This is a genomic window from Streptomyces sp. NPDC079020, from assembly GCF_044542225.1.
In the GTDB taxonomy this organism is placed as follows: domain Bacteria; phylum Actinomycetota; class Actinomycetes; order Streptomycetales; family Streptomycetaceae; genus Streptomyces.
On sequence record NZ_JBITUB010000022.1, the window covers coordinates 1 to 24,368 of the forward strand.

Below are 24,368 nucleotides of genomic sequence, written 5' to 3' on the forward strand. Positions count from 1 at the left end.
GGGAACACCACTGGCCACACGCCTGGGTTTCTGATGGCCACCAGCCTGGGCCTCCAACGGCCACCCACCTGGGCATCTCAATGACCGTTGACAACAAGCTCCCCCGAGCAGCACGACGTCATCACCGGGCTCGGGATGCGGTGGGAGTGAAACCGGCCGCTGCCAGTTGTTGAAGAGGTGTTTCCATGGGTTCGTGGGAGCTCTCACTCCCCTGGTCAGGCAATCCTCGCCCAGTGACCAGCTGATCCTCACTACTTGTCCAACACCAGCGCCGGGCCATCAAAACTCAACACCTCATGAAACAAACCGAATCAGCCCGGTCCACAGACACCGAATCGAGAACCACCCCAGCCAAGGAAGCGAAGACTCCCAGTCCAGGCACGCCGACTGGCGGGGAGGCGGGTTCGCCGCCGATTCGCGCTCCCATGTCTCCGTCTACCGCCTCCCGCACGGGTAGCGCGTAGTGCGGCCGCGTTCGCCGGGGCGCCCCTGTCCGCACGACGCACTGCCGTGTCACGTCCCCGGCCCGTTGCGGTCCACGCGTCACAGCAGGACCACGCCCGCGACGGTGGCCACCGCGCAGAGCAGCAGGAGGACCACGATGAAGACGATGCCCCAAATGCCGGAGCGGCGGGCGGCGGCGCGGTCCAGGGTGAAGACGGCGGGGTCCTCGGGCGCGTAGCGGACCGGGAGCTCGCGTCCGTACCAGTCGGCAGGGCGTCGTACGCCGTTACGGAGGCGGGCGGTGACCGCCGTTCCCTCGTGTGTCGTGAATACGAGGACCGGGGTGTAACTGGTCGAGACGGACTCGCCGTCTTCGCAAACGGACTTGAGGACGGCGACGATCCGGCCGGGAACGCGCACGGCGGCGGCCATGTGCGCGGCCTCGACGCGTATCAGACGGAGGTCGTGGCGCAGTAAGGAGACCATGGCGACGGTCAGAGGTCCGCCGACGCCCAGCAGCGCCCAGGGATATCCGTACCGGATCGCGATGTCCGTGACCAGACCGGCGTACAGCAGGAACACCGCGAAGTTCGGCCAGGCCCGCCCGTCCTCGCCGTCCTGGAGACCGTAGCTGATCCAGAACCGATCCGGGTCACCGGGCGGGTGGAGCACCGCGACCTCACGCCCCACCCAGACCGTGTTCAGTTCGATGCCGCGCTCGGCCACGTACGGCAGGACGTGTTCCTGCCCGGTGACAGCGTCGGCGAAGGCGATCATCACGGGTATTCCGGCCGTGCCGGGGCTGCCGTGCGGAGGGGTCCGCACCTCGACGATCCGCCCGGTCACCCGTACCGTCCGCTGCGACCGGGTGGCCCCGGCCAGCGCGCGCCCGTATCCGACCAGAGCCCATACGCCGCACGCCCCGCACCACAGCAGCAGTGTTCCATGCCAGTTCACGCCCGCCCCCCTGTCCGTCGTTCGTGCGCAAGGTCTACCATGGCCGGACCGGCCGGCCGGGAAGAACTGAGGTGACCCCCGGAGTGTGGACACAGGGGTTCATGCTGCGAGTTGGAGTTCAGCTGTCTTGTGGTGCTGCTGTTCGTACTCGATAGGGGAGAGGTAGTCGAGCGTGCTGTGGCGTCGGCGGGCGTTGTAGTAGGTGTGCCATCGGAGGATTTCCAGTCTCGCCTGTTGCATCGTCGAGAACAGCTTCCCGTGCATCGTCTCTCGCTTCAGACCCTGCCAGAAACTCTCCGCGAGGGCATTGTCGTAGCCCGAGCCGGCCCTTCCCATGCTCCTGCGGATGCCGTACCGGTCGCAGACCTGGGCGAACGCGGCGGACGTATATTGCGATCCGCGGTCCGCGTGGAAGATCACTCCGGCGGCTTGCCCGCCGCAGGCCGCGACCGCGGCCCGGAGTGCGTCGATGACGAGCTCGGCCCGCATGTGCGGCGCCATCGACCAGCCGAGTACCCGGCGGGAGCGGATGTCGATGACGCAGGCCAGGTAGAGCCACGCGGCTCCGACCTGCACGTATGTGATGTCGCCGCACCACTTCTCGTCCAGCGCGCCAGCGGTGAAGTCCCGCTGGACCAGGTCCGCCACCGGCGGCGCGAGGCGGTCCGGGACCGTGGTGCGCTTCTTCTTCCGCAGGTGGCGGCCGATGATGCCGTGCTTGCGCATCAGCCTGGCCACCCGTTTGCGGTTGACCGTGTGGCCGAAGCCGCGCAGTTCGGCGTGGACCCGGAGTGCGCCGTAGTTCCCGCGGTGTTCGCCATGAATTTCGCGGATCTCCTCGACCAGGGCGTCCTCGGCGGCCTGGCGCTCCTCCCGCGCCTGGGCGCCGACGATCCACCGGTAGTAGCCCGAGCGGGAGACTGCCAGCACCCGGCATATCCGCTTGATGCCGAACATTCCGGCGTGGGCGGAGACGAAGTCCCAAGCGGCGGTCTTCACTTCATCTCCCGGGCAAAATAGGCGGCTGCCCGTCGCAGGATCTCCCGCTCGAGCTGCCATTCCTTCTCTGCCCTGGCCAGCCGGGCGTTCTCCGCCCGCAGCCGGGCCAGCTCGGCCTCGGTGTCCTGCGACGCGCTGGAGACGGCCGGACGGTCGTCGGCGTCACGCACCCAGGTCCGCAGCGTTTCGGGGTTGACGTTCAGATCAGCCGCGACGTCCCTGAACGTCCGCCTGCCGGCCGAAGCCCTCCACAACGCGATCGCGTCAGACCGGAACTCCGCACTGTACTTCGAGGGCCTTGCCACGTGGATCTACACCTTCCAGGATCAACAAGAACCATTGTCAGATGTGTCCACACCACGGGGATCACCTCACTCTGCTGGAGGCGGCATCGGCTTCCGAAATGCTCGTACACGGTTCGCGGGGGCTGGAGCCCGTCACGAGCTATTTCCTGGGCGACATCAGCCTGCCGGTCGTGGCATGGGCCGAGCGACCAGCTGCGCTGGTACGGGCTGGGGAACGCGAAGAAGGACTTGAAACTCGACGGTCCCTGCGGCAGCCTCCTCTCATTCGCCTCCGAAACCACCGCGGCGCGCGGCGTGTTCCTTCGGACTGTCCATGGCCGAAGCGCGCCGCTGCATGGGTGTGTTCCCCGGGACGTGAACCGCACCATCGCCGAAGAGATCGTTCAGGAAGCGCAGAAGCATCCGCGCGGGGCCCTTGCCCCCAGCCCAAGACATTCCCGGACGTGCACGTGATAGAAACTGCTCGTCTCGAACGCCCGGACGAGGCTATCGCGCGGGCCGCCGAGGGAGCCGCGCAACCGGTCGTCGGCCGACGCAGGCGCCGTCCCGCCCCGGCCCCGCGTATGAGCCGCCCAGCAACCCACTCCGCCCTGCACCACGCGCGGTGCCCCGACTTTCCCATCCCCCATGACTGAGCCCCGCCACGACCGGGAGGTGACCACATCGGTGCATCAGGCCGATGCGTCCGTACTGCGGAGTGGTACCACCCCCGGCATAGATTCGCTCCCGCGGGCTGAGATGTGCGAAACCCACACAGCCACCGTGTTCTTCGTCGGCGACCGCGCGTACAAACTGAAGAAACCGGTCGATCTAGGCTTCCTGAACTACACCACCGTGGAAGCACGGTGGACCGCGTGCGAGCGGGAAGTCGCACTCAACCGTCGTTTCGCCCCCGATGTCTACCTGGGCGTGGGCGAAATCCGCACCCCACACTCAGCACCCGAACCTCTCGTTGCGATGCGCCGGATGCCGGCGGAGCGCCGCCTGTCCCAGCTCGTACGGGAAGGCGCGGCCATCGACAATGCCCTGCGGGACATAGCCCGGCTGCTCGCCACCCATCACGCGGGCGCGCCGCGGAGCCCGGATGTGGATGCACAGGGCACACGGGACGCGCTGTCGGCACGCTGGGAAGCGAGCTTCGCCCAGGTCCGGGCTCTGACCGACAGCGGCCCCGCGCCCGAGGGCGTGGAGGAGATCGAGCGGCTGGTACGCCGATATCTCGCCGGCCGCGAGCAGTTGTTCGCCATGCGCGTCGACCGGGGCCGGATGGTGGACGGCCACGGGGACCTGCTCGCCGACGACATCTTCTGCCTCGACGACGGCCCGCGTGTCCTGGACTGTCTGGAGTTCGATGACCACCTCCGCTACGTCGACGGCCTCGACGACGCCGCTTTCCTCGCCATGGACCTGGAACAGCTCGACGCCCCGGAGGCCGCCGCGTTCTTCCTCGCCCAGTACAACGAGTACTCCGGCGACTCCGCGCCGCCCTCTCTTCGCCACCACTACGTCGCGTACCGCGCATTCGTCCGCGCCAAGGTCTCCCTGATCCAGGCCCACCAAGGTTCGCCGGGTGCAGACGTCGCCGCGCGGCGGCTGATCACGACAGCCTTGCGCCATCTGCGCACCGCTGCTGTCGGCCTCACCCTCGTCGGCGGGCTCCCCGGAAGCGGGAAGTCCACGCTCTCCGGCGCGCTTGCCGATCGTCTCGGCATCACGCTGCTCAGTAGCGACCGTCTCCGCAAAGAACTCGCAGGCATACCGGTGGACCGGCCCGCCGCCGCCCCGTACGGCGAAGGTCTGTACTCGCCCGAGTGGACCGCGAGGACGTACGCCACACTGCTCGACCGCGCCTCCGCCCTGCTGTCCTGCGGCGAGTCCGTCGTCCTGGACGCAACCTGGTCCCACGAGGAACAGCGCGAAGCCGCCCGGCGCACCGCAGAAAGCACCAGCGCCAACCTCGTGGCCCTGCACTGCCAGGTACCGGACGACGTCTCGGCTTCCCGTCTGGGCACCCGTGCCCCTGGGGCGTCGGACGCCAGCCTCGACGTGGCCTCCGCCATGGCGGAGGAGGAACCACCGTGGACCGAGGCCGTCACGGTCGACAGCAGCGGCTCCCTGGAGGCCGCGGTCGCCCAGGCGCTGAGGGCCGTGCATCCGCCCGCCTCCGGCCGGGCTCCGGTCTACCGCCGGCCCTACATGGAGCCCGGCTAGCCGGGGGAACCCTCTGCGGCGTCGTCACCGACCGGGCCCGTCGTACACGTACTTGCTGAGAGCCAGGACATGTACGAGATGGTGGAGACGGCGATGATCTCGCCTGCGCTCTCGGTGCGCGTCACCGACGACATCCACGAGGCCCACCGGACCTTCCGCAGGACCGGGATCCGTCGCCCGCCCGTGCTGGCGGGCATCGGGGCCTGGGCGTCCTGATCATGGACGACCTGCTCATCGACGTCCTGCAGCTCTTTCTGCGCCGTGATCACGCGATCCAGGAAGAGATCCTCCAAGATGTGCTGATCCGCACACTCCGGCTCAGGCCTTCGGCTCTGACAGTTGAGGTCACCGACGGTGTGGTACCCGTCGGCGGCACAGTGGAACAGCACAGCCTCGTGCCCATCGTGATGCAGCTGTGCCGGACGTCGACGGAGTGGTGGGCGTGATCAATCGGCTCAACTACGAGCACGACGGGTGCTGTCACGTTGACTGAGCGGGTGGGATGATCTTCGGGTTGATCATGGTGGAGGGGGAGTCGTTCGTGGGGAGCGCGTCGCCGTCGTACAGGGGTCACCGGTACCCGGTCGAGGTGATCTCCCACTGCGTGTGGCTGTACTTCCGGTTCCCGCTCAGCTTCCGTGAGGTCGAGGAGCTGTTGCTCGAGCGCGGCGTGATCGTCTCCTACGAGACCATCCGCCGCTGGTGCCTGAAGTTCGGGCAGCAGTACGCCAATTCGCTGCGCCGCCGCCGGCCCCGGCCTGGTGACAAGTGGCACCTGGACGAGGTCTTCATCAAGATCAACGGAGAGCAGAAGTACCTGTGGCGGGCTGTCGACCAGGACGGCATGGTGCTGGACATCCTCGTACAGAACCGGCGGGACAAGACCGCGGCCAGGCGCTTCTTCCGTCGTCTGGTGAAGACGACCCGTACGGTGCCGCGGGTGGTCGTCACGGACAAGCTCCGCTCCTACGGGGCGGCCCACCGCGAGGTGATGCCCTCGGTCGAGCACCGCTCCCACAAGGGCCTGAACAACCGGGCGGAGAACAGCCACCAGCCCACCCGCCAGCGCGAACGCGCGATGAAGGGATTCCGCAGCATCGGTGGAGCACAGCGGTTCCTGTCCGCGTTCAGCGGCATCTCACCCCACTTCCGGCCCCGCCGCCACCTGATGACCGCCGCCCACTACCGCGCCGAGATGACCACCCGCTTCGCCATCTGGGACCAGACCACCGGCGCTGCAAGCCGGCCCACCACGGCCTGACCCCAGGCCCGAAACGCAAGCCCACCACACCCCGACGCCCCATCAGACACCCACACACCCAACAACGTGACAGCGCCCGTGACCGGCTTCTCGACCGGTGCGGCGAAGGGCCTGCGGTGCGGTGGCGGCGGCGTGCTCGTACTGATCGCAGTCGCCTCGTCGGCCTGCTCCCGTCTCGTGACCCGCGTATACCTCCCGTGCCACCTCGACAGGGGCGGCGAAGAGCCCCCGACCGCAGGCCGGACCCCGTCAGAGAGGCATGTGGATGACCACGCTGAACGAACTCGTTGCTGTCGGCCTCGACGGCTCGGCGGAGAGTATGGCGGCGGCCCACTGGGCCGCTCAGGAAGCGCTCCTGCGCGAGGTTCCGCTCCGTCTCGTCCACGCCGAGGAGTGGTCCTCCGCCCGCGACCTCGCGCCCGTCACCAGTGCCGAGATGCACTCGGGGTGGGCGGAGGCGCTCCTGCGCAATGCCGCTGTCGAGCTCCACGAAAGGCATCCCGGCCTGTCCATCAGCCCGCTGTCGCTCGACGACCGGCCGGCGAAGGCACTGTCTGCTGTGGCAGCCACCGCAGACATGCTGGTCCTCGGTTCCCGCAGGCTCGGCGCGATCGCAGGGTTCGTCCTCGGCTCCGTCGGTCTGGCAGTCATCCATTCGACAGAGCGACCCATCGTGCTGGTGCGGGCGGGCGATGACGTGATTGCACACCCGCAGGAGCATCCAGGAGACCGTGAAATGGTCGTGGGCGTCGATATCCATCAGCCCTGCGACGCGCTGCTGGCCTTCGCGTTCGAGGAGGCATCCCGACGGTCCTGCACACTGCGGGCACTGCACAGTTGGCCTCTTCCGCCATTGGTGGGGTACGGAGCGGCGTACGACCCAAGAGTTCACGCACAACTCGAGATGAGCGCGAAGGCAGGCCTGGACGAGATGCTGGAGCCATGGCGCGAGAGATTCCCGGGAGTCCAGGTCGCCGCACGTGTACTGTGCGGACGTGCCGCCTGGCAGCTCGTGGAGGCCGGATCCGATGCGGAACTCGTCATCGTCGGCCGCCGTATCCGCCATTCCTCGGTCGGCACCCGGATCGGCCCGATCGCTCACGCGGTTCTCCACCACGCCCGGGCACCTGTCGCCGTCATCGCACACCCATAGCCGTACACGGCACCCGGCGGCCTGTATATCCTTGCAGGCCGATCGCTTCAGTCGCGGCCCAGCTCCTGCACAGTCCTCCAAGGCGCGCGTCGGCGATTTCATCGCTGCTTTCCGGCATGTCCCTGTGGGGTGCGCAGCGGGCGGTGCCGTGGCCGACGAGCGTGCTGATGCCGGTGTCCGCCTCCAGGCGGACCGGGGCTTCAGTCGTCTTCGGCTCCCGGTCCACGGCGCTGCCGGCCGGACCAGTGCGGCTCCACGAACTCCCATTCCCGGCCCCATTCGGCCAGGCTGCGCACTTCGACGCGACGGAGCCCGAGCCGGACAACTCCCCCTGCGGAGAGGGCGAATACCGCGAAGGCACCGACCCCCGCGGCAACGGCAGCGGAGGCGAGTTCACTGCCGGCGGGAGGAGCCGCCGTCTCCCGGCCCGCGTCATCCACCCAGACCACGACGGTCCCGCCCACGGGGGTGTCGGCCGGGACCGGCACCCTGTCCCTGTGCCGGTGGGAAGAGGGGTACTCCCAGACGGTCTGGGCCGTTGCCGTTCGGACGCCATTGGACGGCTCAGGGGGCGCCCGGACGGCCTCACCGACCGTCGTCGCCGAGACCCTGTGCCGGTGCAGGGACTCCGCGCGGGCGCCACTGATTTCGGTGTTCCATACAGCCATCCCGATGGCCACCGCGCAGAGCACGGCGAGGAGCGGAGAGAGCGCGAAGGCGATGATCCAGCGGCTCCGCGTGCGGTCGGCTGCACGCCACAGTTCGTTCGAACGATGATCGAACAGTCGTCGTAGCGGGCCCTTCTCCGGGTGAGCTCTGAGCATGTTGTCCCTCCGCACCGTCGCCTTGCCGGGTCGCTCAGGAATGGCGGCGAACTCCGCAACCGATGTGGTGGGTCCCGGTCCGGGCCACCCGGAAGACAAGTGGCCGCCGCCCCTGCCGACGGCCAGCGCCGCCGCACCCTCTGGGTGACGTCGGACAGGGCTGCGGCTGTTCCTCCCCCTCGTGGTTCCGTATCTGATCTGACATGGCCTGCCTCTCATCCATGGGGGCCTCGTGTCCGCTCGCGGCTTTCGGGCCCGCTGGGGACCGCTCAGTGCGGCCCGGGCCACTTGAGTTCAGCTGCGGCCACGTGCCGCTTGACCGCTGCGAAGCTGTCCGGAGCCACGGAGATGGAGTCGATGCCGGCCGCGACCAGCAGTTCGGTGAACGCGGGGTCGTCGCTGGGGCGTTGGCCGCAGAGGCCGACCGCGCGTCCGGTCGGCCGGGCGCGCTGGACGAGGAGTTCGATGCTGCGGGTGACTGCGGGGTTGCTCTCGTCGAAGACGTGGGCAAGAGCTTCGGAGTCGCGGTCGACCCCCAGGGTGAGCTGGGTGAGGTCGTTGCTGCCGATGGAGAATCCGTCGAACCGTTCTGCGAACTCCTGGGCCAGGATGATGTTGGCGGGAATCTCCGCCATGACATACACCTTGAGCCCGTTCTCACCGCGGCGCAGGCCCTGTTCGGCCATGGCTTCCAGGACCCGGTCCGCTTCTTCGAGGGTGCGGCAGAACGGGATCATGACGATGACGTTCGCCAGGCCCATCTCGTCCCGGACCCGGCGCAGCGCGCGGCATTCCAGGTCGAAGCCTTCCCGGTATCCGTCACTGTAGTAGCGGCTCGCGCCGCGCCAGCCGATCATGGGGTTGGCTTCGACCGGCTCGAAGGGGCGGCCACCGAGCAGGCGTGCGTACTCGTTGGTCTTGAAGTCGCTGGTGCGTACAACGACGGGGGCGGGCCAGCGGGATGCGGCGATGCGGGCGATTCCTTGGGCAAGCCGGTCGACGAAGTACTGGCCCCGGTCGAGGTAGCCCTCGGTGAGCTGGTCGATCAGGCGGCGGTCGTGGGCGTCCAGTCGTTCCGGGTGCAGGAGTGCCATCGGGTGGGCCCTGACCTGGTGCGCGACGATGAACTCCAGCCGGGCCAGACCTACGCCGTCGGCCGGCAGCCGCCACCAGCGGAAGGCGGCGGACGGGTCGGCGAGGTTCAGCATGATGCGGGTCCGGGTGGCCGGCAGGTCGGCGAGGTCGGTCTCGGTCTCGTCGTACGCGAGCAGGCCCCCGTACACTCGGCCGCTCCCGCCTTCGGCGCAGGAGACGGTCACGTCCTGGCCGTCTCGCAACGCCTCGGTGGCCCGGCCGGTGCCGACGACGGCGGGAACCCCGAGCTCGCGGCTGACGATGGCGGCATGCGAAGTGCGGCCGCCATGGTCGGTAACAATCGCGGAGGCCCGCTTCATGATCGGTTCCCAGTCCGGGTCGGTGATGCCGGTGACGAGTACTCCGCCGGAAGGGAAGCGGTCGAGGTCGACGGGCGATTCCAGGGCGACGACGGCGCCGCGGCCGATCGCCTCGCCGACTGCGATGCCTTCGATCAGTGCGTTGCCCGGCGGGGCGGTCAGCCGACAGCGGCGCAGGGTCGAGGCGAGGCGCCGGGACTGCACGGTCTCGGGGCGGGCCTGCACGATCCACAGGTCTCCGGTCAGGCCGTCCTTGGCCCACTCCAGGTCCATGGGGCAGCCGTAGTGCTCCTCCACGGTCAGCGCCCAATCCGCCAGAAGCCGGACTTCCGCGTCGGTCAGGACGCGACGCGAACGCTCCTCGCCTGTCGTGTCGACGGTTTGTGTCAGCCCGTGTTCTGCGTAGACGGCCTTCTGCCTCTTCGCGCCGATCCGTACATCGATCACCGGGGTCAGCGCCGGGTCCTTCAGGCTCGGCTTGAAGATCGTGTACTCGTCGGGGTCGACCTGACCGCTGACGACGGTCTCCCCCAGCCCCCAGGCCGCGCTTACGACGATGACCTCGGGAAATCCGCTCTCGGGGTCGAGGGTGAACATCACACCTGCCCCGGCCAGGTCTGAGCGGACCATCACCTGGATACCGACGGACAGTGCGACGGAGAGATGATCGAAGCCCATTCGCTCCCGGTAGTCGAGCGCGCGGTCGGTGAAGAGCGAGGCGTAGCAGCGGTGGACAGATTCGAGCAGCTGGGCGGCTCCGCGGACGTTCAGGTAGCTCTCCTGCTGCCCGGCGAAGCTGGCCTCCGGCAGGTCCTCGGCCGTGGCGCTGCTGCGTACGGCGACTTCGGGGTCTTCTCGGCCCTGCTCGGCCGCGAGCTGCTCGTATGCGGAGATGATCTCGGTGCGGAGCACACCCGGCAGCGGCGCGGCCAGGATCATCGACCGGATCGCCGCTCCCACCTGGTCCGACGGTATCCCGTCCTGCAGCCGACCGAGCTGTTCCTCGATACTTCCGCGCAGCCCGTGACCGTCCAGCAGCTCTTCGTACGCGTCCGCCGTCGTGGCATACCCGGGAGGCACGCGCACACCGGCAGAGGCCAGGTGGGCGGTCATCTCTCCCAGGGAGGCATTCTTGCCCCCGACGCGGCCTACGTCCTGCCGGCCGAGTTCCGCGAGTGGTATGACGCGTCGTGTGGCTGCCATGAAGTCCTCCGTCCGCGTACGGCGTTCGCGGGTTCAGTAGGGCAGTGGGCGGCCGGACGGGGTGCGCAGGTCCGGCGGCACGGGCTTGGGAGGCCGGGGCGGTCTGGTCTGGATCCGAATGCGCTGCATCGTCCTCGCCTCTTCGGGAATGGGCCCTGAGCAGCGTGTCGATTCCACGGTCACGCCGTACGGTCCTGGGCCGCAGTGCCGAGGGGGCCGGGAAGTGGGGCCGGGTGGGCCGTGCCCAGGAGGGGCCGACCGGCCCACGGGCCCGGGGCAGGGCGGCTGCGATGCAGTCCGCCCAGAGTCCGGTCTCGCCGCCGTCGACGTAGTTGCCGTAGCGGCATCCCAGAGGGCGGAAAAGTGTCCGGCCGGTTCGGCTGAGGCGCTGGAGGGAGTGGATCGTGCCGGAGAACCGGTGGTGGTCACGGAGCCGGACCGGCCGCTGGAGCTGCACCAGTGGTCGTTGTTCCCCCTTGGCAGCGAATCTGCCGAGGAGACGGGACAGCGCGGTCTTCATACCGACGCTGAGCATGCACACCGGTCGGGCATTTTCGGGGCTGAACCCCAAAGCGCTGCAAAGGAGCCCGGGGAAGCGAAGCCAAGCACCCATTCTGTACGCCTGAGCGAACCGGAGGAGTGCCACAAGCGAGTTTAATTCGGCACGAGAGGCGTCGGAGAACTCCTGGTCTTCTCATCGGCGAGGTGACCGGCTTCAAGGAACAGCGGCGTGCGTGGATTCAGGACCGTTCTGTAGATCCAGACATCGAATTCTTTCCGGTCGAGGGTAACCTCGCCGCCACACAATCGTGCAGCAGGTCGGCGTTCCACCGACGACCGCGTACACGCGGAAGGCCAACTCCGGCTCCTCAATGCCCCGTAGAGCCCTTAAGAACTCCGACCCGCAATGCCGCGGACAAAGATGCACACCGTGCAGGGCCGCGGAACAGGGGTGTGTCTGACGCTGCATCTTGCCCTCGATCACCCGGTTGGCCGGTCGAACAGGACGTGGTCGCGAGAACGTGAGTGCATGTAAGCGAAAACACTCGATTCAAAGAAGGTGGGAACGATGTCTGAGGTGGCTGAACGGCCCAGCGTCAATGTCGGCAGCAACGAAGACTTCTGGTGGGGACAGGTCGAGGTGGTAAGGGCGGGCGTCACGTTCGACGGCAAGGCATGCTTCTGGCTGCGTGGAGAGTCGGGGGGAATCAAGGTCGGCGCATGGTTCTACGGCGACAGCCCCGAGATGGCGCAGGTGGGCTTGGAAGCCATCACCAACGGCAAGAAAGCGGAGGTCGGACTCGAAGACCACAAGGCAAACTCCAAAGTCAACGTGATCCTCTTGGTCCCTTGACGAAGGGAAACAGGGGGCGGTTCCGGGTATCAAGGAACCCCAGACGGCAATGCCGCCCAGCCCGTCCACCACACGGCCACCGGCTTGACCGATCCGGCTGGTGGCGGCGTCACCAATTTCGAACTGGAGTATGAAATTCCTTCGCGAGTTCGACTATCGGGCCCGCGACGTACTACGCCGATCTGGCCAATCCGCACGGCTGCCCGCCGACACGTACGCGTCTGATCGGCGGTGGCATGCTTCGCCTCGCATCGTGGACACCGTCGCGAGGCCATGGTGCGGTCCTACGGGGTCGGCGACAGCCATGTGCGGTGAGCTGGCCTGTGCAAACGATGCGCCGCTCCATCGACCGGCCACCGAGAGAACTCGTGGCGCTCGCGCGCATTCGGGCGAGAAGGGACCATCCGGCCCTCCCTGCGGTGATCGCGTGGGCAGAGACTGAGACGGTTACCGATGAGGAGGCACTCCGATGAGCACTCCCACTTCCCCGCGGCTCGGTGCAGGGCTGTCCGTCGACCACCGTGACCGCCTCATGCAGTGCGCCCGCCGGGTGGACTTCCCTGAAGGCACCCGGCTGTTCGAGGAAGACGGTCTCGCCGAGCGGTTCTGGTTCATCCGGACCGGAACCGTCACTTTGGACATCCGGGTGCCCGGTAGACGGCCGACCGTGATCGATACCGTGAATGCCGGTGAGCTGCTCGGGTGGTCATGGCTGTTCGCCCCGTACCACTGGCACTTCGGTGCCGAGGCCATGACCCGTGTGCGGGCGTACGAATTCGACGCAGCAACCGTGCGCATGATGATGGACGCAGATCCGCGGCTCGGTTCCGCCCTGGGACATGTCGTGGGGCAGGTGCTCGCTCATCGTCTCGTATCCGCCCGGGTGCGACTGCTCGATCTGTACGCCGCGCACGGCAGCGGCATGTAAAACTCCAGCTGGCCCGGAAGAGAAACCTCATGCCGCCCTCGCGGTACACCGTCAGTGACGTCATGCCCCGCACTGCCCTCGCAAATCGGCCGTGACGCACCGTACAAGGAGATCGCCGCACTCATGGACCAGTGGGAAGTGAGTGCCGCTCCCGTCCTGAAGCGGGAGGTGGAACGGGTCGTGGGCGTCGCGCCGGAGGCCGATCCGCTTCCGAAGGAGGAGTTCCGGCGGGAGGGGCCGAGTGTCAGTGAGGGGGCTGTCCCCGCAGGGCTGGATGTCACGGTGCCACTGGGTGCGGCCCCCTCGGCGGTACGCTTCCGAACCGCCTGCTGGTGCACTCGCTCGCCCGCGCCGTCCGTGCGGTGGAGGGCGTTGTTGACGTCCGGATGCGTTTTTCCACGCTCATCGAAGCGTTCCATGACGCACAATCCCTACGAGGGCGGATACACACCCGACGGACTTCAGGGGTCACCATGTCCGATCTACCGGCAGCCATCGTGCCCACCCGGGTCTTTCTCGTGGACGATCATGAGGTCGTCCGCCGGGGCCTTCGCGATCTGATGGACGACGAACCGGATATGACAGTGGTCGGGGAGGCGTCGACGGCCGATCATGCTCTGGCCAGGGGGCCGGCGCTCCGCCCGGACGTGGCGGTCCTCGACGTACGGCTGCCCGACGGCGACGGGATCTCCGTGTGCCGGGAACTGCGCTCGCGGATGCCTGGTCTGGCGTGCCTGATGCTGACCTCGTTCGACGACGAGGACGCCCTTCTCGACGCGATCATGGCGGGAGCCTCGGGGTATGTCCTCAAGCAGATCAAGGGATCCGACCTGGTGTCGGCCGTGCGGACCGTGGCCACGGGCCAGTCGATGCTCGATCCGGCCACCACGGCCCGGCTGATGCGTTCGCTGCGGGATCCGGAGTCGGCGAAACCGCCGGAGGACGAGCGGCTCACAGCGCTGTCCACGCGGGAGCTTTCCGTGCTCGAACTCATCGGGGAGGGGCTCACTAACCGGCAGATCGCCAAGCGGCTGTACCTGTCGGAAAAGACGGTCAAGAACCACATCTCCCGGCTGCTCGGCAAGCTGGGAGTGGAGCGCCGGGTCCAAGCGGCCGTCATCGCCGCGCAGGTCCATGAGCACGATGCCAAGGAGAAATAGGGCACTCACCCTGGATCGACACGAAGAGGGATCCTCCACTCCAGCACCGTGCCCCGGCCCGGTTCGCTGCGGGCGCCGACAGAGAGGTCGCCCGCCAGGTTCTCAGCCCGCTCGGCCAGATTCCGCAGTCCGCTGCGGGCGGCGTCGGAAGTGATTCCCACGCCGTCGTCGGTGACCTTCACCGTGAGTATGCCGTCCTCGACGACAACGGCGACTTCTGCCCTGTGGGCCTTCGCGTGTCGGGCGACGTTCGTGAGCGCCTCCCCGATGACCAGGGTGACGGCCTCGGCCGCCTCCGGCGGCACATCGGTGTCGAGAAGCCCCTCCATGCGCAGCGCCGGGGTGAATCCGAGGGCTGCCGTCGCTGAGTCAACGGTCTTGACCACGCGGTACCTGAGCTTCGGCGTGGCTTTGGCGGTGTCGTGTTCACGGAGTCCGAAGATGGTAGACCGGATGATCTTGATGGTGGCATCCAGGTCATCGATGGCCCTGTTCAACCGGTCCGCCGCCTCCGGGTGCTCGACGAAGCGCCGGGCACTCTGGAGGGTCATCCCTGTGGCGAAAAGGCGCTGGATCGCCAGATCATGCAGATCTCGGGCGATCCGGTCACGGTCCTCCAGAAGGCTCACCTGTTCGGTGTCACGGCGCCGGGCTGCCAGTTCGAGCGCCAGCGCCGCCTGTCCCGCGAATCCTCGGAGAGCAGCGGTCTCGACACCCTGGAAGGGGTGCTGCCCTCGCCTCCGGGTGAGGATCAGCACACCACTGAGCCGTTCCTTCGTGCCGACCGCAACCGCCACCGCAGGTCCGAAGCCCGCCCAGCGCTCCGGCTGCACCGTGACCCGTTCGTCGCTCGCGACATCCTCCACTGTGACCAGTCCGTCCTGCGCGAGGGCAGCGGCAGCCAGAGTTCCCTCACTGCTCGGGAGGACCACGCCGCGATGGGCATCGGCACCCTCTCCCCGGGCCAACGAGCCCCGCAGCTCGCCGTCCGTCGCCACCCGGTAGAAGACCCCCAGGTCGGCGCGTGCGATGTCCACGGCCTGCTCCAGCATCCTGCCGAGGCCCTCGGCCTCGTCCGCGCCCGAGAGCAAGGCGCTGGTGAGTTCGGAGTTCGCGGCCAGCCACCGCTGTCTGATCGTCCCCTCCTCGTACAGACGGGCATTCTCGATGGCGATGCCGGCCGCAACAGCCAGGGTCGTGACAAGGGCCTCGTCCTCGGCGTCGAAGTCCGCCGCTCCGCGCTTCTCGGTGAGGTAGAGGTTGCCGAAGACCTCCTCACGAACCCGGATCGGGACGCCGAGGAAGGAGTGCATCGGCGGATGGTGGGGCGGGAATCCGTACGAGGCGGGGTGCTCGGACAGCTCGGAGAGCCGCAGTGTCCGCGGGTTGCGGATCAGCTCACCGAGAAGGCCGTGCCCCGAGGGCAGGTCGCCGATCTGCTCGCGAAGGTCGTCCCCGATGCCGACGGGGAGGAACTCGGCAAGCTTCTGGTCGTCACCGATGACGCCAAGGGCTCCATAGCGGGCGTCCACCAGGGTCACGGCTGCCTCGACGATGCCGCGGAGCACTTGGGGCAGCTCGAGTTCCCTGCCGACGGACATGACGGCCTCGAGCAGCCCCTGAAGGTGATCCCGGGTGCCCCGTACGTCGTCGATACGTACCTGGAGCTCGTCAAGCAGCTCGTCAAGCCTGAGCCGCGGAATCCTGCTGCCATCGGGCTTGGGTTCCTCCGTGGCCATCCAGCCCTCCGGACGCATCGGACGGACGCGCGTGTCGCGTACGCCTTCACCGTAGTCCGGTTCGGCGCTGCGCTCCTGCCGGGTTCATCGGCGCGCCCGGTCCGCTGCCGACGTCGTCACCGGAGCTCAGCGTCAGGAACGGTGATCACAGGGCAGTGGGCACGGTGCAGCAGTCCGTGGACGACTGAGCCGACGCGCATCCCGGTGTATCCGCCGCGGCCCCGGCGGCCGACGAGGAGCGCCAGGGCGTGTTCGGCGGCGTCCGCCAGCAGTTCGACGGGCGAGCCGATGAGTACCTCGTGGGTGAGGTGGACGTCGGGATACTTCTGCGACCATCCGGCCGTGGTTTCCGAGAGGAGCCGCCGTTCGGCATGGAGCAGCGTATCGCCGGTATGCAGGGAGAAGACAGGGGGCTGCCAGACAGCGATGGCACGCAGCGCGCAGCGCCGTAGATCCGCTTCCTCGAAAGCCAGTGCCACGGCGGCACGGGAGGCTTTGCTGCCGTCGACACCGACGACGAGGTAGGACGGCTTCTGGGTGACGTGCTCCGCGTCGCCCACGACGACGACCGGGCAGTGCGCACGTGCGGTGACCGGAATGACGAGGGAACCAGCGCTCAGGAACTCCTCGGTGCGGCTGAGGCGCCGGGAGCCGAGCACGACCATGCCGGCCTCACATGACAGGCCGGCCAGCACCCCCGCCGCAGTTCCTTCGAGGAGGGAGGAAGTGGTGTGTACGCCGGGCTGCCGGGCGTACACCCAGGCTGCTGCGGTGCGAAGGGTCTCCGTTCCGGCGTCGAGCTGAGTCGTGTGCCGGGAGGAGTTGTCGACGTGTTGCGTGTGGTGGGGTGGTGGTACCGCTACCACGAGTCGTAGCCCCAACTGCCGACGGCCGGCCTCGTCGGCTGCCCAGGCGAGCGCCAGGTGCCAGTTTTTGACGGGGTCGATACCGATGACGATGTCGCGCCGGTCCATGGTGCCAGTCATGATGTACTCCCGTGTCCGGGCCCGTATCAGGGGGTGCTCCACAGCACCGTGGGCGCGCTGACACGGACTGGGCGTGATGGGGACCGGCTGTGGTCCCGTCCATGTTTCTTCCTGTCCCCAGTCCGTGTGGCGATGGTTCTCACCCTGGCACCCGGGACGGATCCGCAGGAGGGCCGCTCGGGGCAACGGCGGGACCGAAGGTCCCACGGGATCAGGACCGGACATGTACGGGGCGCGGGGCCAGAGCAGGATACGACCGGTCGGCCCCGGCCGAGGACCGTTCGGCCCCTCCCGGGCCGCGCCGGTGCGATGGACCGTGGTGTCGTACGGCTCACCATCCGCAGGTCTGCACAGGAGGCGCGGCCATGAGACACCTGAAGGTCGGCGCTCTGATGTCGGACGACGTTGTCTCCGCCGTTCCCGCGACACCGTTTCGGGACGTGGCGAAGCTGCTCGCCGAGCACGGCATCAGCGGAGTCCCCGTACTCGACGAGGACGATCGCGTCCTCGGAGTCATCTCCGAAAGCGACCTTCTGGCACGACGAGAGCTGACCGCGCGCGGCCTGATGACTGCCCCGGCCGTCACCGTCCACGCCGAGGAGACCGTCCCGGACGCGGCTCGGCTGATGGTGCGCCGCGGCGTGGAGCGCCTTCCCGTCGTCGACGAAGAAGAGCGGCTGGTCGGGAATCGTTACCCGGCGTGATCTCCTTGGTGTATTCCTCCGCCCGGACGCCGAGGTACGCCGTCGCATACAGGAGGACGTCCTGGCGGATGCCTTGCGCCTGCCCGGGGATGCCGTCGCCGTGCACGTGCTGGATGGTGTGGTCACACTCGGCGGGCGCATCCGGGGGCGCAGCCAGGCCCGAACCCTGCTGAGACTCACTGAGCATGTGGACGGCGTCGTCACGGTCCAGGACGGGCTGTCGGTCCACGAGGACGACACGCCCTCCCGGTCCGCATGCCCCGCCCGTGATCCCCTGGCTACTTCAACACAGACAGGACGCATCGTGTCCACCACCGGTCTGACCCGCTCCCTGGTGACATCACTGATCGAGGACGCCGGCACCGCCCCCTCGATGCACAACGCACAGCCCTGGAAGTTCGTCCACAGGACAGGCACCGACATCATCGGGATGCACGGCGATCCCGCACGAGGCATGCAGCATCAGGACCCCGATCACCGTGCACTCCACCTCGGGTGCGGTGCCGCTCTGTTCAACCTGCGGGTAGCCGCCGCGCACCATGGCCTGAACGCTGCGGTCACTCTGCTTCCCTCTTCCGCAGATCCCTGGCATCTGGCCGATGTACGTCTTCGGGGACCCGCCGTGGAGGACGGCCTTGCCGTCCTCCACGGCGTACTGCGACAGCGGCACACCAGCCGCTTTCCCTTCTCCGACGAGCAGATCCCCTCAGAGGTCGTCGACGGGCTCTGCGCCGCGGCCCTTCTGGAGGGCTGCCGGCTTGTCGTACCGGGTGCCTGGCACACCGACACCATCCTCGAACTCGTCCACGACGCCCAGATGTTCGAGGCTGCGGACGAGGCGGTACGCGCGGAGATCGCCGCCTGGACCCGAACGGGCGCGGTCGGGGAAGGGCCGGAGACGGAGGGCATCCCGACATACGCCCTCGGCCCACGGCAGTACGACGTGACCGCTCCCGTCCGAGACTTCGACTCCTCCCGCCGCGTCGCGGCGCGCTCCTCGGCGCCCTTCGAGAAGCGGCCTCAGCTCGCTCTTCTCGGCACAGCCGAAGACGATCCGGAGAACTGGCTGAAGGCCGGTCAGGCCATGCAGCGGGTGCTGCTCCAGGCAACCGCCGACGGTCTTTCGACATCTCTCATGTCTCAGCCGCTGGAGTGGCCCGAACTCCGGTCCGTCGCGAGAGAGCCGGGTACCATGATGGGCTTCGTCCACATACTGATCCGTCTGGGCTACGGGCCCAAAGGCCGGCCCACGCCCCGCCGCCCCGCCGCCGAGGTGCTCACCTTCAGCTGACTCCCTGGTGGAACGGCACGTACAGACGGTGGGAGACCTCCACCCCGGCCGCGTGGAGAAATCGCCGGTCACCGGTGGCCTGCGCGTATCTCCACCGGGCGCGGGTTGAGATGCAAACACCCGCGTCTCCTCCCGGCCCGAACTCACGCTCTCCCAGGGGCACATGCCCCATGGCCGCCGGTCCTGGGTGCCGCAGCCGGGCGGATCGCCGGGCTCTCCTGCCGGAAGGCCGAGCCTGCGCGCGGTGAGGAATGCGTCCGCTCCGCCGAAGCAGGACTTTCCGACGAAGCGACGGTATGCGGAGTCGGCATCGAAGGGCGGCCGCGCCTCGCCCACCAAGGTCTTCAGGCAGACGTCGGACGCGGTCTTCCACGCCGCCGCGTGCAGCCCCGCCGAATCGAGAGCACTCCGTCGGTGTCCAGGACAACAGCACGGAGTGAGCGTACGACGGGGCCCGGGGCGATCGTCTGATCACTCCTTGCCTGTCGGGAAGCCGTCGACGCTCACCCTCGCGTGCTACGGCGCGCCCAGCGCGACCTTGAGCGCGCCCGTGTCCGCGGCCCTGCCGAAGACGTCGTACGCCTCCTCCATCCGTCCCAGCTCGTATCGATGGGTGATCAGAGACGAAGCGGGCAGCCGTCCCATCGCCATCATGCTCAGCAGCATGGGAGTGGACGAGGTGTCCACGAGCCCGGTGGTGATCGTGACGTCCTTGATCCAGAGGTCTTCGAGGTGGAGGACCGCGGGCTTTCCGTGGACACCGATGTTGGCGACCCGACCACCTGGGCGGACCATTCGGGTGCACATCTCGAATGCCTCCGGAACTCCGACGGCCTCCATGACGGCATCTGCTCCGAGTCCGTCCGTCAGATCCGCAACGAGTTGTTCGGGGTCCTCCGCCGCGTTCGCGGTAGCGTCCGCCCCGAGGGCGCGAGCAGCCTCCAGCCGCGAGTTGTCGAGGTCGACGGCGACGATACGGCCAGGGCTGTAGAAGCGCGCCGTGGCGACGGCGGCGAGACCGATGGGGCCCGCTCCGACGACGACCACCGTATCTGCGGGGCTCACAGCACCATTCAGCACACCGACCTCGTAGGAAGTGGGAAAGATGTCGGCGAGAAGGACGGCGTCGAAGCTGTCGATCGCGTTCGGGAGCGGATGGACGGACAGGTCCGCGAACGGCACCCGGACGTATTCCGCCTGTGTGCCGTCGACGCTATGGCCGAGAATCCATCCGCCTCCGCCACCGCACTGCCCGTAGCGGCTCTCGCGGCAGAACCGGCACCTCCCGCAGGCCGAGATGCAGGAGATCAGTACACGATCCCCCGGCCGGACCATGCGGACGTCGCCGCCCGTCTCAACGACCGTTCCCACGGCCTCGTGACCCAGGACCCGGCCGGGCGTCACCTCCGGCACGTCACCCTTCAGGATATGCAGATCGGTGCCGCAGATGGTGACGACGTCAACCCGGACGATCGCGTCGGAGGGATCGTCGATACCTGGGTCCGGTACGTCCTGCCAGGCATAGTTTCCCGGCCCCTGGAACACGAGTGCCTTCATTTCGCCTACCCACTTCCTATGGCACGTTCTGGCGCATTCGCGACCGAGACTGCCCTTGTCGGCCGCGGTAGCGCATGAGCCGGTCGGCCCCCAGGACGACCCTCTCGGGCCCTGCGGCCGGCCCGCTCCTGATGCGAGGGTGGAGAGCGGCCCCACTCCCAAGGAGGGCTGACCATGTCCGAGGCAGCTCCGAACCCCGCTCCGCGCGCGGCTCTGCTCAGTTTCCTGGGAGGCGTGGGAACCGTCACCGGAAGCAAGTTCCTCGTGGAGAGCGACCACGCCCGGATCCTCGTCGACTGTGGCCTCTTCCAGGGATTCGCGGATCTGCGCCGACGCAACTGGGAGCGGTTCGCCCGTGACGCTTCCGACATCCACGCCGTGGTTGTCACGCATGCTCATCTGGACCATTGCGGGTATCTGCCCCGCCTGGTCCGCCAGGGCTTCCGCGGTCCGATCCTCACCAGCGCCCGTACCGCCCGGCTCGCAGAGATAGTGCTGCGCGACAGCTCCCGTCTCCAGATGGAGGCGGCCCGGCACGCCAACGCGCACGGCTGGTCCAAGCACCGCCCGGCCAAGCCGCTCTACGACGACTCCGACGCCGAGAAGACGATCACGTTCTTCGACCCGGTCCCGGTCGGTGACGCCGTGGAGGTTATGGCCGGCGCCAGGCTCCGGCTCCACCACGGCGGGCACATACTCGGCTCGGCATGGGCCCACCTCACGCTGGAGGACGGCCACAGCCTGGCCGTCTCGGGAGACCTCGGACGGCCGGGGCACCCTCTGCTGCTGCCGCCGGAACCGTTCTCGGGAGCCGACGTCCTACTGATGGAATCCACCTACGGAGACCGTCTCCACGACCAGAGAACCGGCCGCTCCGCGTTCGCCGCCGTCATCGCGCGGGCTCTCGCCCGTGGTGGCACGGTCGTGATCCCTGCCTTCGCGATCGACCGGACCGAGGTCGTCCTGCACGAGCTGGTACGCCTCCGGCACGAGGGCGCCCTGCCCAGCTCCGTACCCGTGTATGTGGACAGCCCCATGGCCTTGGCCGCCCTCGACGTGTATCGGGACGCCCTGCGCGAGCGCTCCGCAGAGCTCCGGCCGGAGATCCTCGCGCAGGGAGAAAGCGCGTTGAGCCCCGAACCGTTCCTCGCCGCCCGAACCGTCCAGGAATCCATCGACATCAACAGCGTCCACGGACCCGCCGTCATCGTCTCGTCGGCCGGCATGGCCACCGGCGGCCGCGTCCTCCACCATCTGCACCGGCTGCTCCCCGACCCGCGCAATGCCGTAGTCATCGTGGGTTTCGCAGCGGCGGGCACCCGGGCCAGGGACCTGGTGGACGGAGCCCGGGTACTGAAGATGTTCGGCGAGTACGTTCCCGTACGGGCCGAGGTCGCCGACGTCCCCCACTTCTCGGCGCATGCCGACGCCGCACAGATCCTGGACTGGCTTCGCGGTGCCCCTGCCCCGCACACCACCTACCTCGTCCACGGAGAACCGGCCGCCTCCGCAGGCCTGCGCGAGCGCATCGACCGCGAGCTGGGCTGGACGGCCGTCGTACCCCGCTCCGGCGAGGCCGTACTGATCCGCTGACCTGGATCCTCCGGGCCGGAGGATCGGCGAGAACTGGGTACCGGGCTCCTCCTTCCAGCAGCCCGCACCTCGCTCCTGAACCGCGTCATGCCACGCGCCGGCACGGAACCGATGGTCCACGCACGTAGGAGAGAGCCATGACCCGACAACCATTCACTGTTGCCGACGTGATGACGAAGAAGGTCGTCGCCGTCCGGCCCGGTGCGGATTTCAAGGAAATCATCGAGACGATGGACCGGTGGAAGGTGACCGCTGTCCCTGTCGTCGAGGGAGAGGGCCGTGTCGTCGGGGTTGTCTCCGAGGCGGATCTGCTGCTCAAGGAGGAGTTCCACGAGCACCGCCTCGGCCTCGTGGAGCAGATGCGGCGGCTGAACGCCACGGTCAAGGCGGGCTCAAGTCGAGCGGCGGACCTCATGACGTCGCCCGCCGTCACGGTCGCTCCCGATGCGTCCCTGCCTCAGGCCGCACGCCTCATGGCCGCCCATCGCGTCAAGCGGCTGCCCGTGGTCGACGCCGGCGGCAGGGTCCAGGGGATCGTGAGCCGGTCCGACCTCCTCAAGGTATTCCTCCGCCGGGACGAGGACCTCGCGGCCGAGGTCCGCCGCGAAGTCGTTGAGCACCTGTTTCCCCCCTCTCACGGCCAGGTCGTCATCAACGTCGAGGCCGGGGTCGTGACCCTGTCCGGCGAGATCCACGACAGCGCACTCGTCCCGCTCGCGGCGCGGCTGACCCTGGCCGTCGAAGGCGTGGTGGACGTGCGGTGCGATCTCACCACGAAGGAGAGGCAGTAGAGGCGCGGCAGAAGAGGCTGCCGCCGGCCACGTTCGTCAGTCCTGTCCCCCCACGCACCTGGAACGGCGCACGGCAGCGGATGGCCGTTCGTGGGCTCCGCCCGGCCTACAACCGGTCGAGACGCGACGGCGCGCGCAGTCCGTGAAACGTGGGCCTCTTCACGGGACAGGCCGAGCTGACCACGCCGGGCGGCGACACGGCGGCCGATGTCACAGACGGGGTGCCGGGCTGCGGTGCTCATCACGGTTCGCCCGTGAGTACCCGGTACGGCTGAGGAACGACGGCGACCGGGCACGAGGCATGGTGCAGGGCCCGGTGAGCGACTCTGCCGAGCTCCAGACCTACGGTACGGTCCCGCCGCAGTGCCCCGACGACCAGCAGGTCCGCTGCAGCCGCGCGGTCCGTCAGCACTTTGTGAGCGGGCCCCTCGACGATGGTCCTGCGCAGGTGTACCTCTGGGTGTTCCCGGCCCATCGTGTCAAGGGCCTTGTCGAGCAGCTCCGACGCCCCTTGGGCGTACTCTCCCGCTCCACTGGTCAGAAGCGGATGGTGGACCGGCTCGTGGGAGGGTCGTCGCCAGGTGCGAACGACTTCCAGCTCCGCATGCCGGACCTCCGCTTCGCGGAACGCGAAACGCACGGCCGGCGAAGCCGCATCGTGGTCGCCGAGGCCCAGCAGGATCCTCTGGTGTCGTGCCTCCAGAGCGTGCTGGTCCCCACGGACGACGACGACCGGGCAGTGGGAGCGGGCTGCCACGACGAGGCTGACGGACCCGAGCAGAAGGTCACCCAGTTCTCCACGCCCGCGTGACCCGACGACCACCATTGTGGCCACCGTCCCCCACCTGAGCAGCACGCCGGACGCGTCCTCGGCCAGGACTTCCGCAGCGACCGTGAGACCGGATGCCCGACGCTGGGCCCGTTCTGCCGCCACAGCGACGATGTTCTCGGCGAGAACCTGGCCCGAGGGCCTGTCCCTGCTCCAGCCCGGGACGAACCCTTCGTACCGCTCCCACAGCGAGGCGTGCACGATACGCAGCGGAAGTCCGTGCCGCACCGCTTCGTCAACTGCCCAGTCCACAGCTGCGAAACCGGCATCGGAACCGTCCACTCCTACGACGACGGGCGATTCCATCGTCCCCACCGCCTTCCGATTGTGAGGTGGCTCGCTGCCACGCTGACACCGGGCCGGATGGCCGGATAGGGCCACCCGGTCCCGAAAGCGGACCAAATCCGGACCCTGCTGGCCGCAGGCGGCACGCAGAGCGATGCCGAGCCGGCTCTCGGCAGGTCTACCCATCACCCGGCGCCCCCGTTCGCCCCGTGCGAGGAAGGACGGTGCTGCGCGGATTCGCCGTCAAGGTCTCGGGCAGCGCGGTGACAACCCGGAACTGACCGTAACGACTCTCGTGCGGCATCCCCGCCCATCAGAGGTCACAGGGGCCAACCGTCCC

20 protein-coding genes are annotated in these 24,368 nt (G+C 68.3%); 12 read left to right on the plus strand and 8 right to left on the minus strand.

From position 1 onward, the window contains the following. Window positions 1-543: 543 nt before the first annotated feature. Both ACIGJO_RS31820 and ACIGJO_RS31825 read right to left on the minus strand, forming a co-directional pair. Window positions 544-1,401 carry a DUF3592 domain-containing protein gene (locus tag ACIGJO_RS31820; protein WP_399964154.1) on the minus strand — a complete coding sequence of 286 codons (858 nt, stop codon included), beginning with the start codon at window positions 1,399-1,401 and terminating at the stop codon, window positions 544-546. A 99-nt stretch (window positions 1,402-1,500) separates the two neighbouring features. Beyond that, window positions 1,501-2,705 (minus strand): IS3 family transposase gene (locus ACIGJO_RS31825; protein WP_399964156.1). Its coding sequence is split into 2 segments (ribosomal slippage): window positions 1,501-2,465 and window positions 2,465-2,705, totalling 1,206 coding nucleotides; the frame shifts between segments, so codons are not numbered across the junction. A gap of 738 nt (window positions 2,706-3,443) precedes the next feature. Between ACIGJO_RS31825 and ACIGJO_RS31830 the strand changes: the two genes are divergently transcribed. From ACIGJO_RS31830 to ACIGJO_RS31850, 5 genes are all read left to right on the plus strand, one after another. Then, window positions 3,444-4,916, plus strand: a complete 1,473-nt coding sequence (locus ACIGJO_RS31830; RefSeq protein ID WP_399964158.1) for an AAA family ATPase — start codon at window positions 3,444-3,446, stop codon at window positions 4,914-4,916. Between the two features lie 69 nt (window positions 4,917-4,985). Further along, on the plus strand, window positions 4,986-5,132 hold the full coding sequence (locus ACIGJO_RS31835) for a hypothetical protein (RefSeq protein WP_399964160.1): 147 nt from the start codon (window positions 4,986-4,988) through the stop codon (window positions 5,130-5,132). Window positions 5,133-5,134: 2 nt separating this feature from the next. Beyond that, window positions 5,135-5,362, plus strand: coding sequence for a hypothetical protein (locus tag ACIGJO_RS31840; protein ID WP_399964162.1), 228 nt, complete (start codon window positions 5,135-5,137; stop codon window positions 5,360-5,362). A 74-nt stretch (window positions 5,363-5,436) separates the two neighbouring features. Next, a complete protein-coding gene (locus ACIGJO_RS31845) occupies window positions 5,437-6,177 on the plus strand; it encodes an IS6 family transposase (protein ID WP_399964310.1) in 741 nt (246 codons plus the stop codon). Window positions 6,178-6,442: 265 nt separating this feature from the next. Next, window positions 6,443-7,330: a universal stress protein gene (locus ACIGJO_RS31850; RefSeq protein ID WP_399964165.1), complete on the plus strand. Its 888-nt coding sequence runs from the start codon at window positions 6,443-6,445 to the stop codon at window positions 7,328-7,330. 200 nt (window positions 7,331-7,530) lie between these two features. Here ACIGJO_RS31850 and ACIGJO_RS31855 read toward each other — a convergent pair whose 3' ends face one another. Both ACIGJO_RS31855 and ppsA read right to left on the minus strand, forming a co-directional pair. Beyond that, window positions 7,531-8,154: a hypothetical protein gene (locus tag ACIGJO_RS31855; RefSeq protein WP_399964167.1), complete on the minus strand. Its 624-nt coding sequence runs from the start codon at window positions 8,152-8,154 to the stop codon at window positions 7,531-7,533. A gap of 269 nt (window positions 8,155-8,423) precedes the next feature. Further along, window positions 8,424-10,811 carry a phosphoenolpyruvate synthase gene (ppsA, locus tag ACIGJO_RS31860; protein WP_399964169.1) on the minus strand — a complete coding sequence of 796 codons (2,388 nt, stop codon included), beginning with the start codon at window positions 10,809-10,811 and terminating at the stop codon, window positions 8,424-8,426. A 1,069-nt stretch (window positions 10,812-11,880) separates the two neighbouring features. On the opposite strand from ppsA, the gene ACIGJO_RS31865 reads away from it, so the two are divergent. The 3 genes from ACIGJO_RS31865 to ACIGJO_RS31875 all read left to right on the plus strand — a co-directional run bounded on the left by ACIGJO_RS31865 (window position 11,881) and on the right by ACIGJO_RS31875 (window position 14,253). Further along, window positions 11,881-12,165: a hypothetical protein gene (locus tag ACIGJO_RS31865; RefSeq protein ID WP_399964171.1), complete on the plus strand. Its 285-nt coding sequence runs from the start codon at window positions 11,881-11,883 to the stop codon at window positions 12,163-12,165. A gap of 469 nt (window positions 12,166-12,634) precedes the next feature. Beyond that, complete coding sequence (locus ACIGJO_RS31870) at window positions 12,635-13,093, plus strand: Crp/Fnr family transcriptional regulator (protein ID WP_399964174.1); 459 nt, start codon at window positions 12,635-12,637, stop codon at window positions 13,091-13,093. 473 nt (window positions 13,094-13,566) lie between these two features. After that, on the plus strand, window positions 13,567-14,253 hold the full coding sequence (locus ACIGJO_RS31875) for a response regulator (RefSeq protein WP_399964176.1): 687 nt from the start codon (window positions 13,567-13,569) through the stop codon (window positions 14,251-14,253). A 5-nt stretch (window positions 14,254-14,258) separates the two neighbouring features. Here ACIGJO_RS31875 and ACIGJO_RS31880 read toward each other — a convergent pair whose 3' ends face one another. Both ACIGJO_RS31880 and ACIGJO_RS31885 read right to left on the minus strand, forming a co-directional pair. Next, window positions 14,259-15,992, minus strand: coding sequence for a GAF domain-containing sensor histidine kinase (locus ACIGJO_RS31880; protein ID WP_399964178.1), 1,734 nt, complete (start codon window positions 15,990-15,992; stop codon window positions 14,259-14,261). Window positions 15,993-16,108: 116 nt separating this feature from the next. Further along, the gene (locus ACIGJO_RS31885) at window positions 16,109-16,978 is read right to left on the minus strand and encodes a universal stress protein (protein WP_399964180.1); all 870 of its coding nucleotides are present in this window, start codon (window positions 16,976-16,978) and stop codon (window positions 16,109-16,111) included. Window positions 16,979-17,343: 365 nt separating this feature from the next. On the opposite strand from ACIGJO_RS31885, the gene ACIGJO_RS31890 reads away from it, so the two are divergent. Next, complete coding sequence (locus ACIGJO_RS31890) at window positions 17,344-17,682, plus strand: CBS domain-containing protein (protein ID WP_399964182.1); 339 nt, start codon at window positions 17,344-17,346, stop codon at window positions 17,680-17,682. A gap of 73 nt (window positions 17,683-17,755) precedes the next feature. Then, window positions 17,756-18,973 carry an Acg family FMN-binding oxidoreductase gene (locus ACIGJO_RS31895; RefSeq protein ID WP_399964184.1) on the plus strand — a complete coding sequence of 406 codons (1,218 nt, stop codon included), beginning with the start codon at window positions 17,756-17,758 and terminating at the stop codon, window positions 18,971-18,973. A gap of 516 nt (window positions 18,974-19,489) precedes the next feature. Here the strand turns inward: ACIGJO_RS31895 and ACIGJO_RS31900 are convergent. Beyond that, the gene (locus ACIGJO_RS31900; protein WP_399964186.1) at window positions 19,490-20,530 is read right to left on the minus strand and encodes a zinc-dependent alcohol dehydrogenase family protein; all 1,041 of its coding nucleotides are present in this window, start codon (window positions 20,528-20,530) and stop codon (window positions 19,490-19,492) included. A 174-nt stretch (window positions 20,531-20,704) separates the two neighbouring features. Here ACIGJO_RS31900 and ACIGJO_RS31905 point away from each other — a divergent pair, with 174 nt between their 5' ends. Both ACIGJO_RS31905 and ACIGJO_RS31910 read left to right on the plus strand, forming a co-directional pair. Next, window positions 20,705-22,123 carry an MBL fold metallo-hydrolase RNA specificity domain-containing protein gene (locus tag ACIGJO_RS31905; RefSeq protein ID WP_399964188.1) on the plus strand — a complete coding sequence of 473 codons (1,419 nt, stop codon included), beginning with the start codon at window positions 20,705-20,707 and terminating at the stop codon, window positions 22,121-22,123. A gap of 137 nt (window positions 22,124-22,260) precedes the next feature. Next, window positions 22,261-22,914 carry a CBS domain-containing protein gene (locus tag ACIGJO_RS31910; protein WP_399964190.1) on the plus strand — a complete coding sequence of 218 codons (654 nt, stop codon included), beginning with the start codon at window positions 22,261-22,263 and terminating at the stop codon, window positions 22,912-22,914. Between the two features lie 241 nt (window positions 22,915-23,155). On the opposite strand, the gene ACIGJO_RS31915 is transcribed toward ACIGJO_RS31910, so the two are convergent. Then, window positions 23,156-24,049, minus strand: a complete 894-nt coding sequence (locus ACIGJO_RS31915) for a universal stress protein (protein ID WP_399964312.1) — start codon at window positions 24,047-24,049, stop codon at window positions 23,156-23,158. Between the last annotated feature and the right edge of the window lie 319 nt (window positions 24,050-24,368).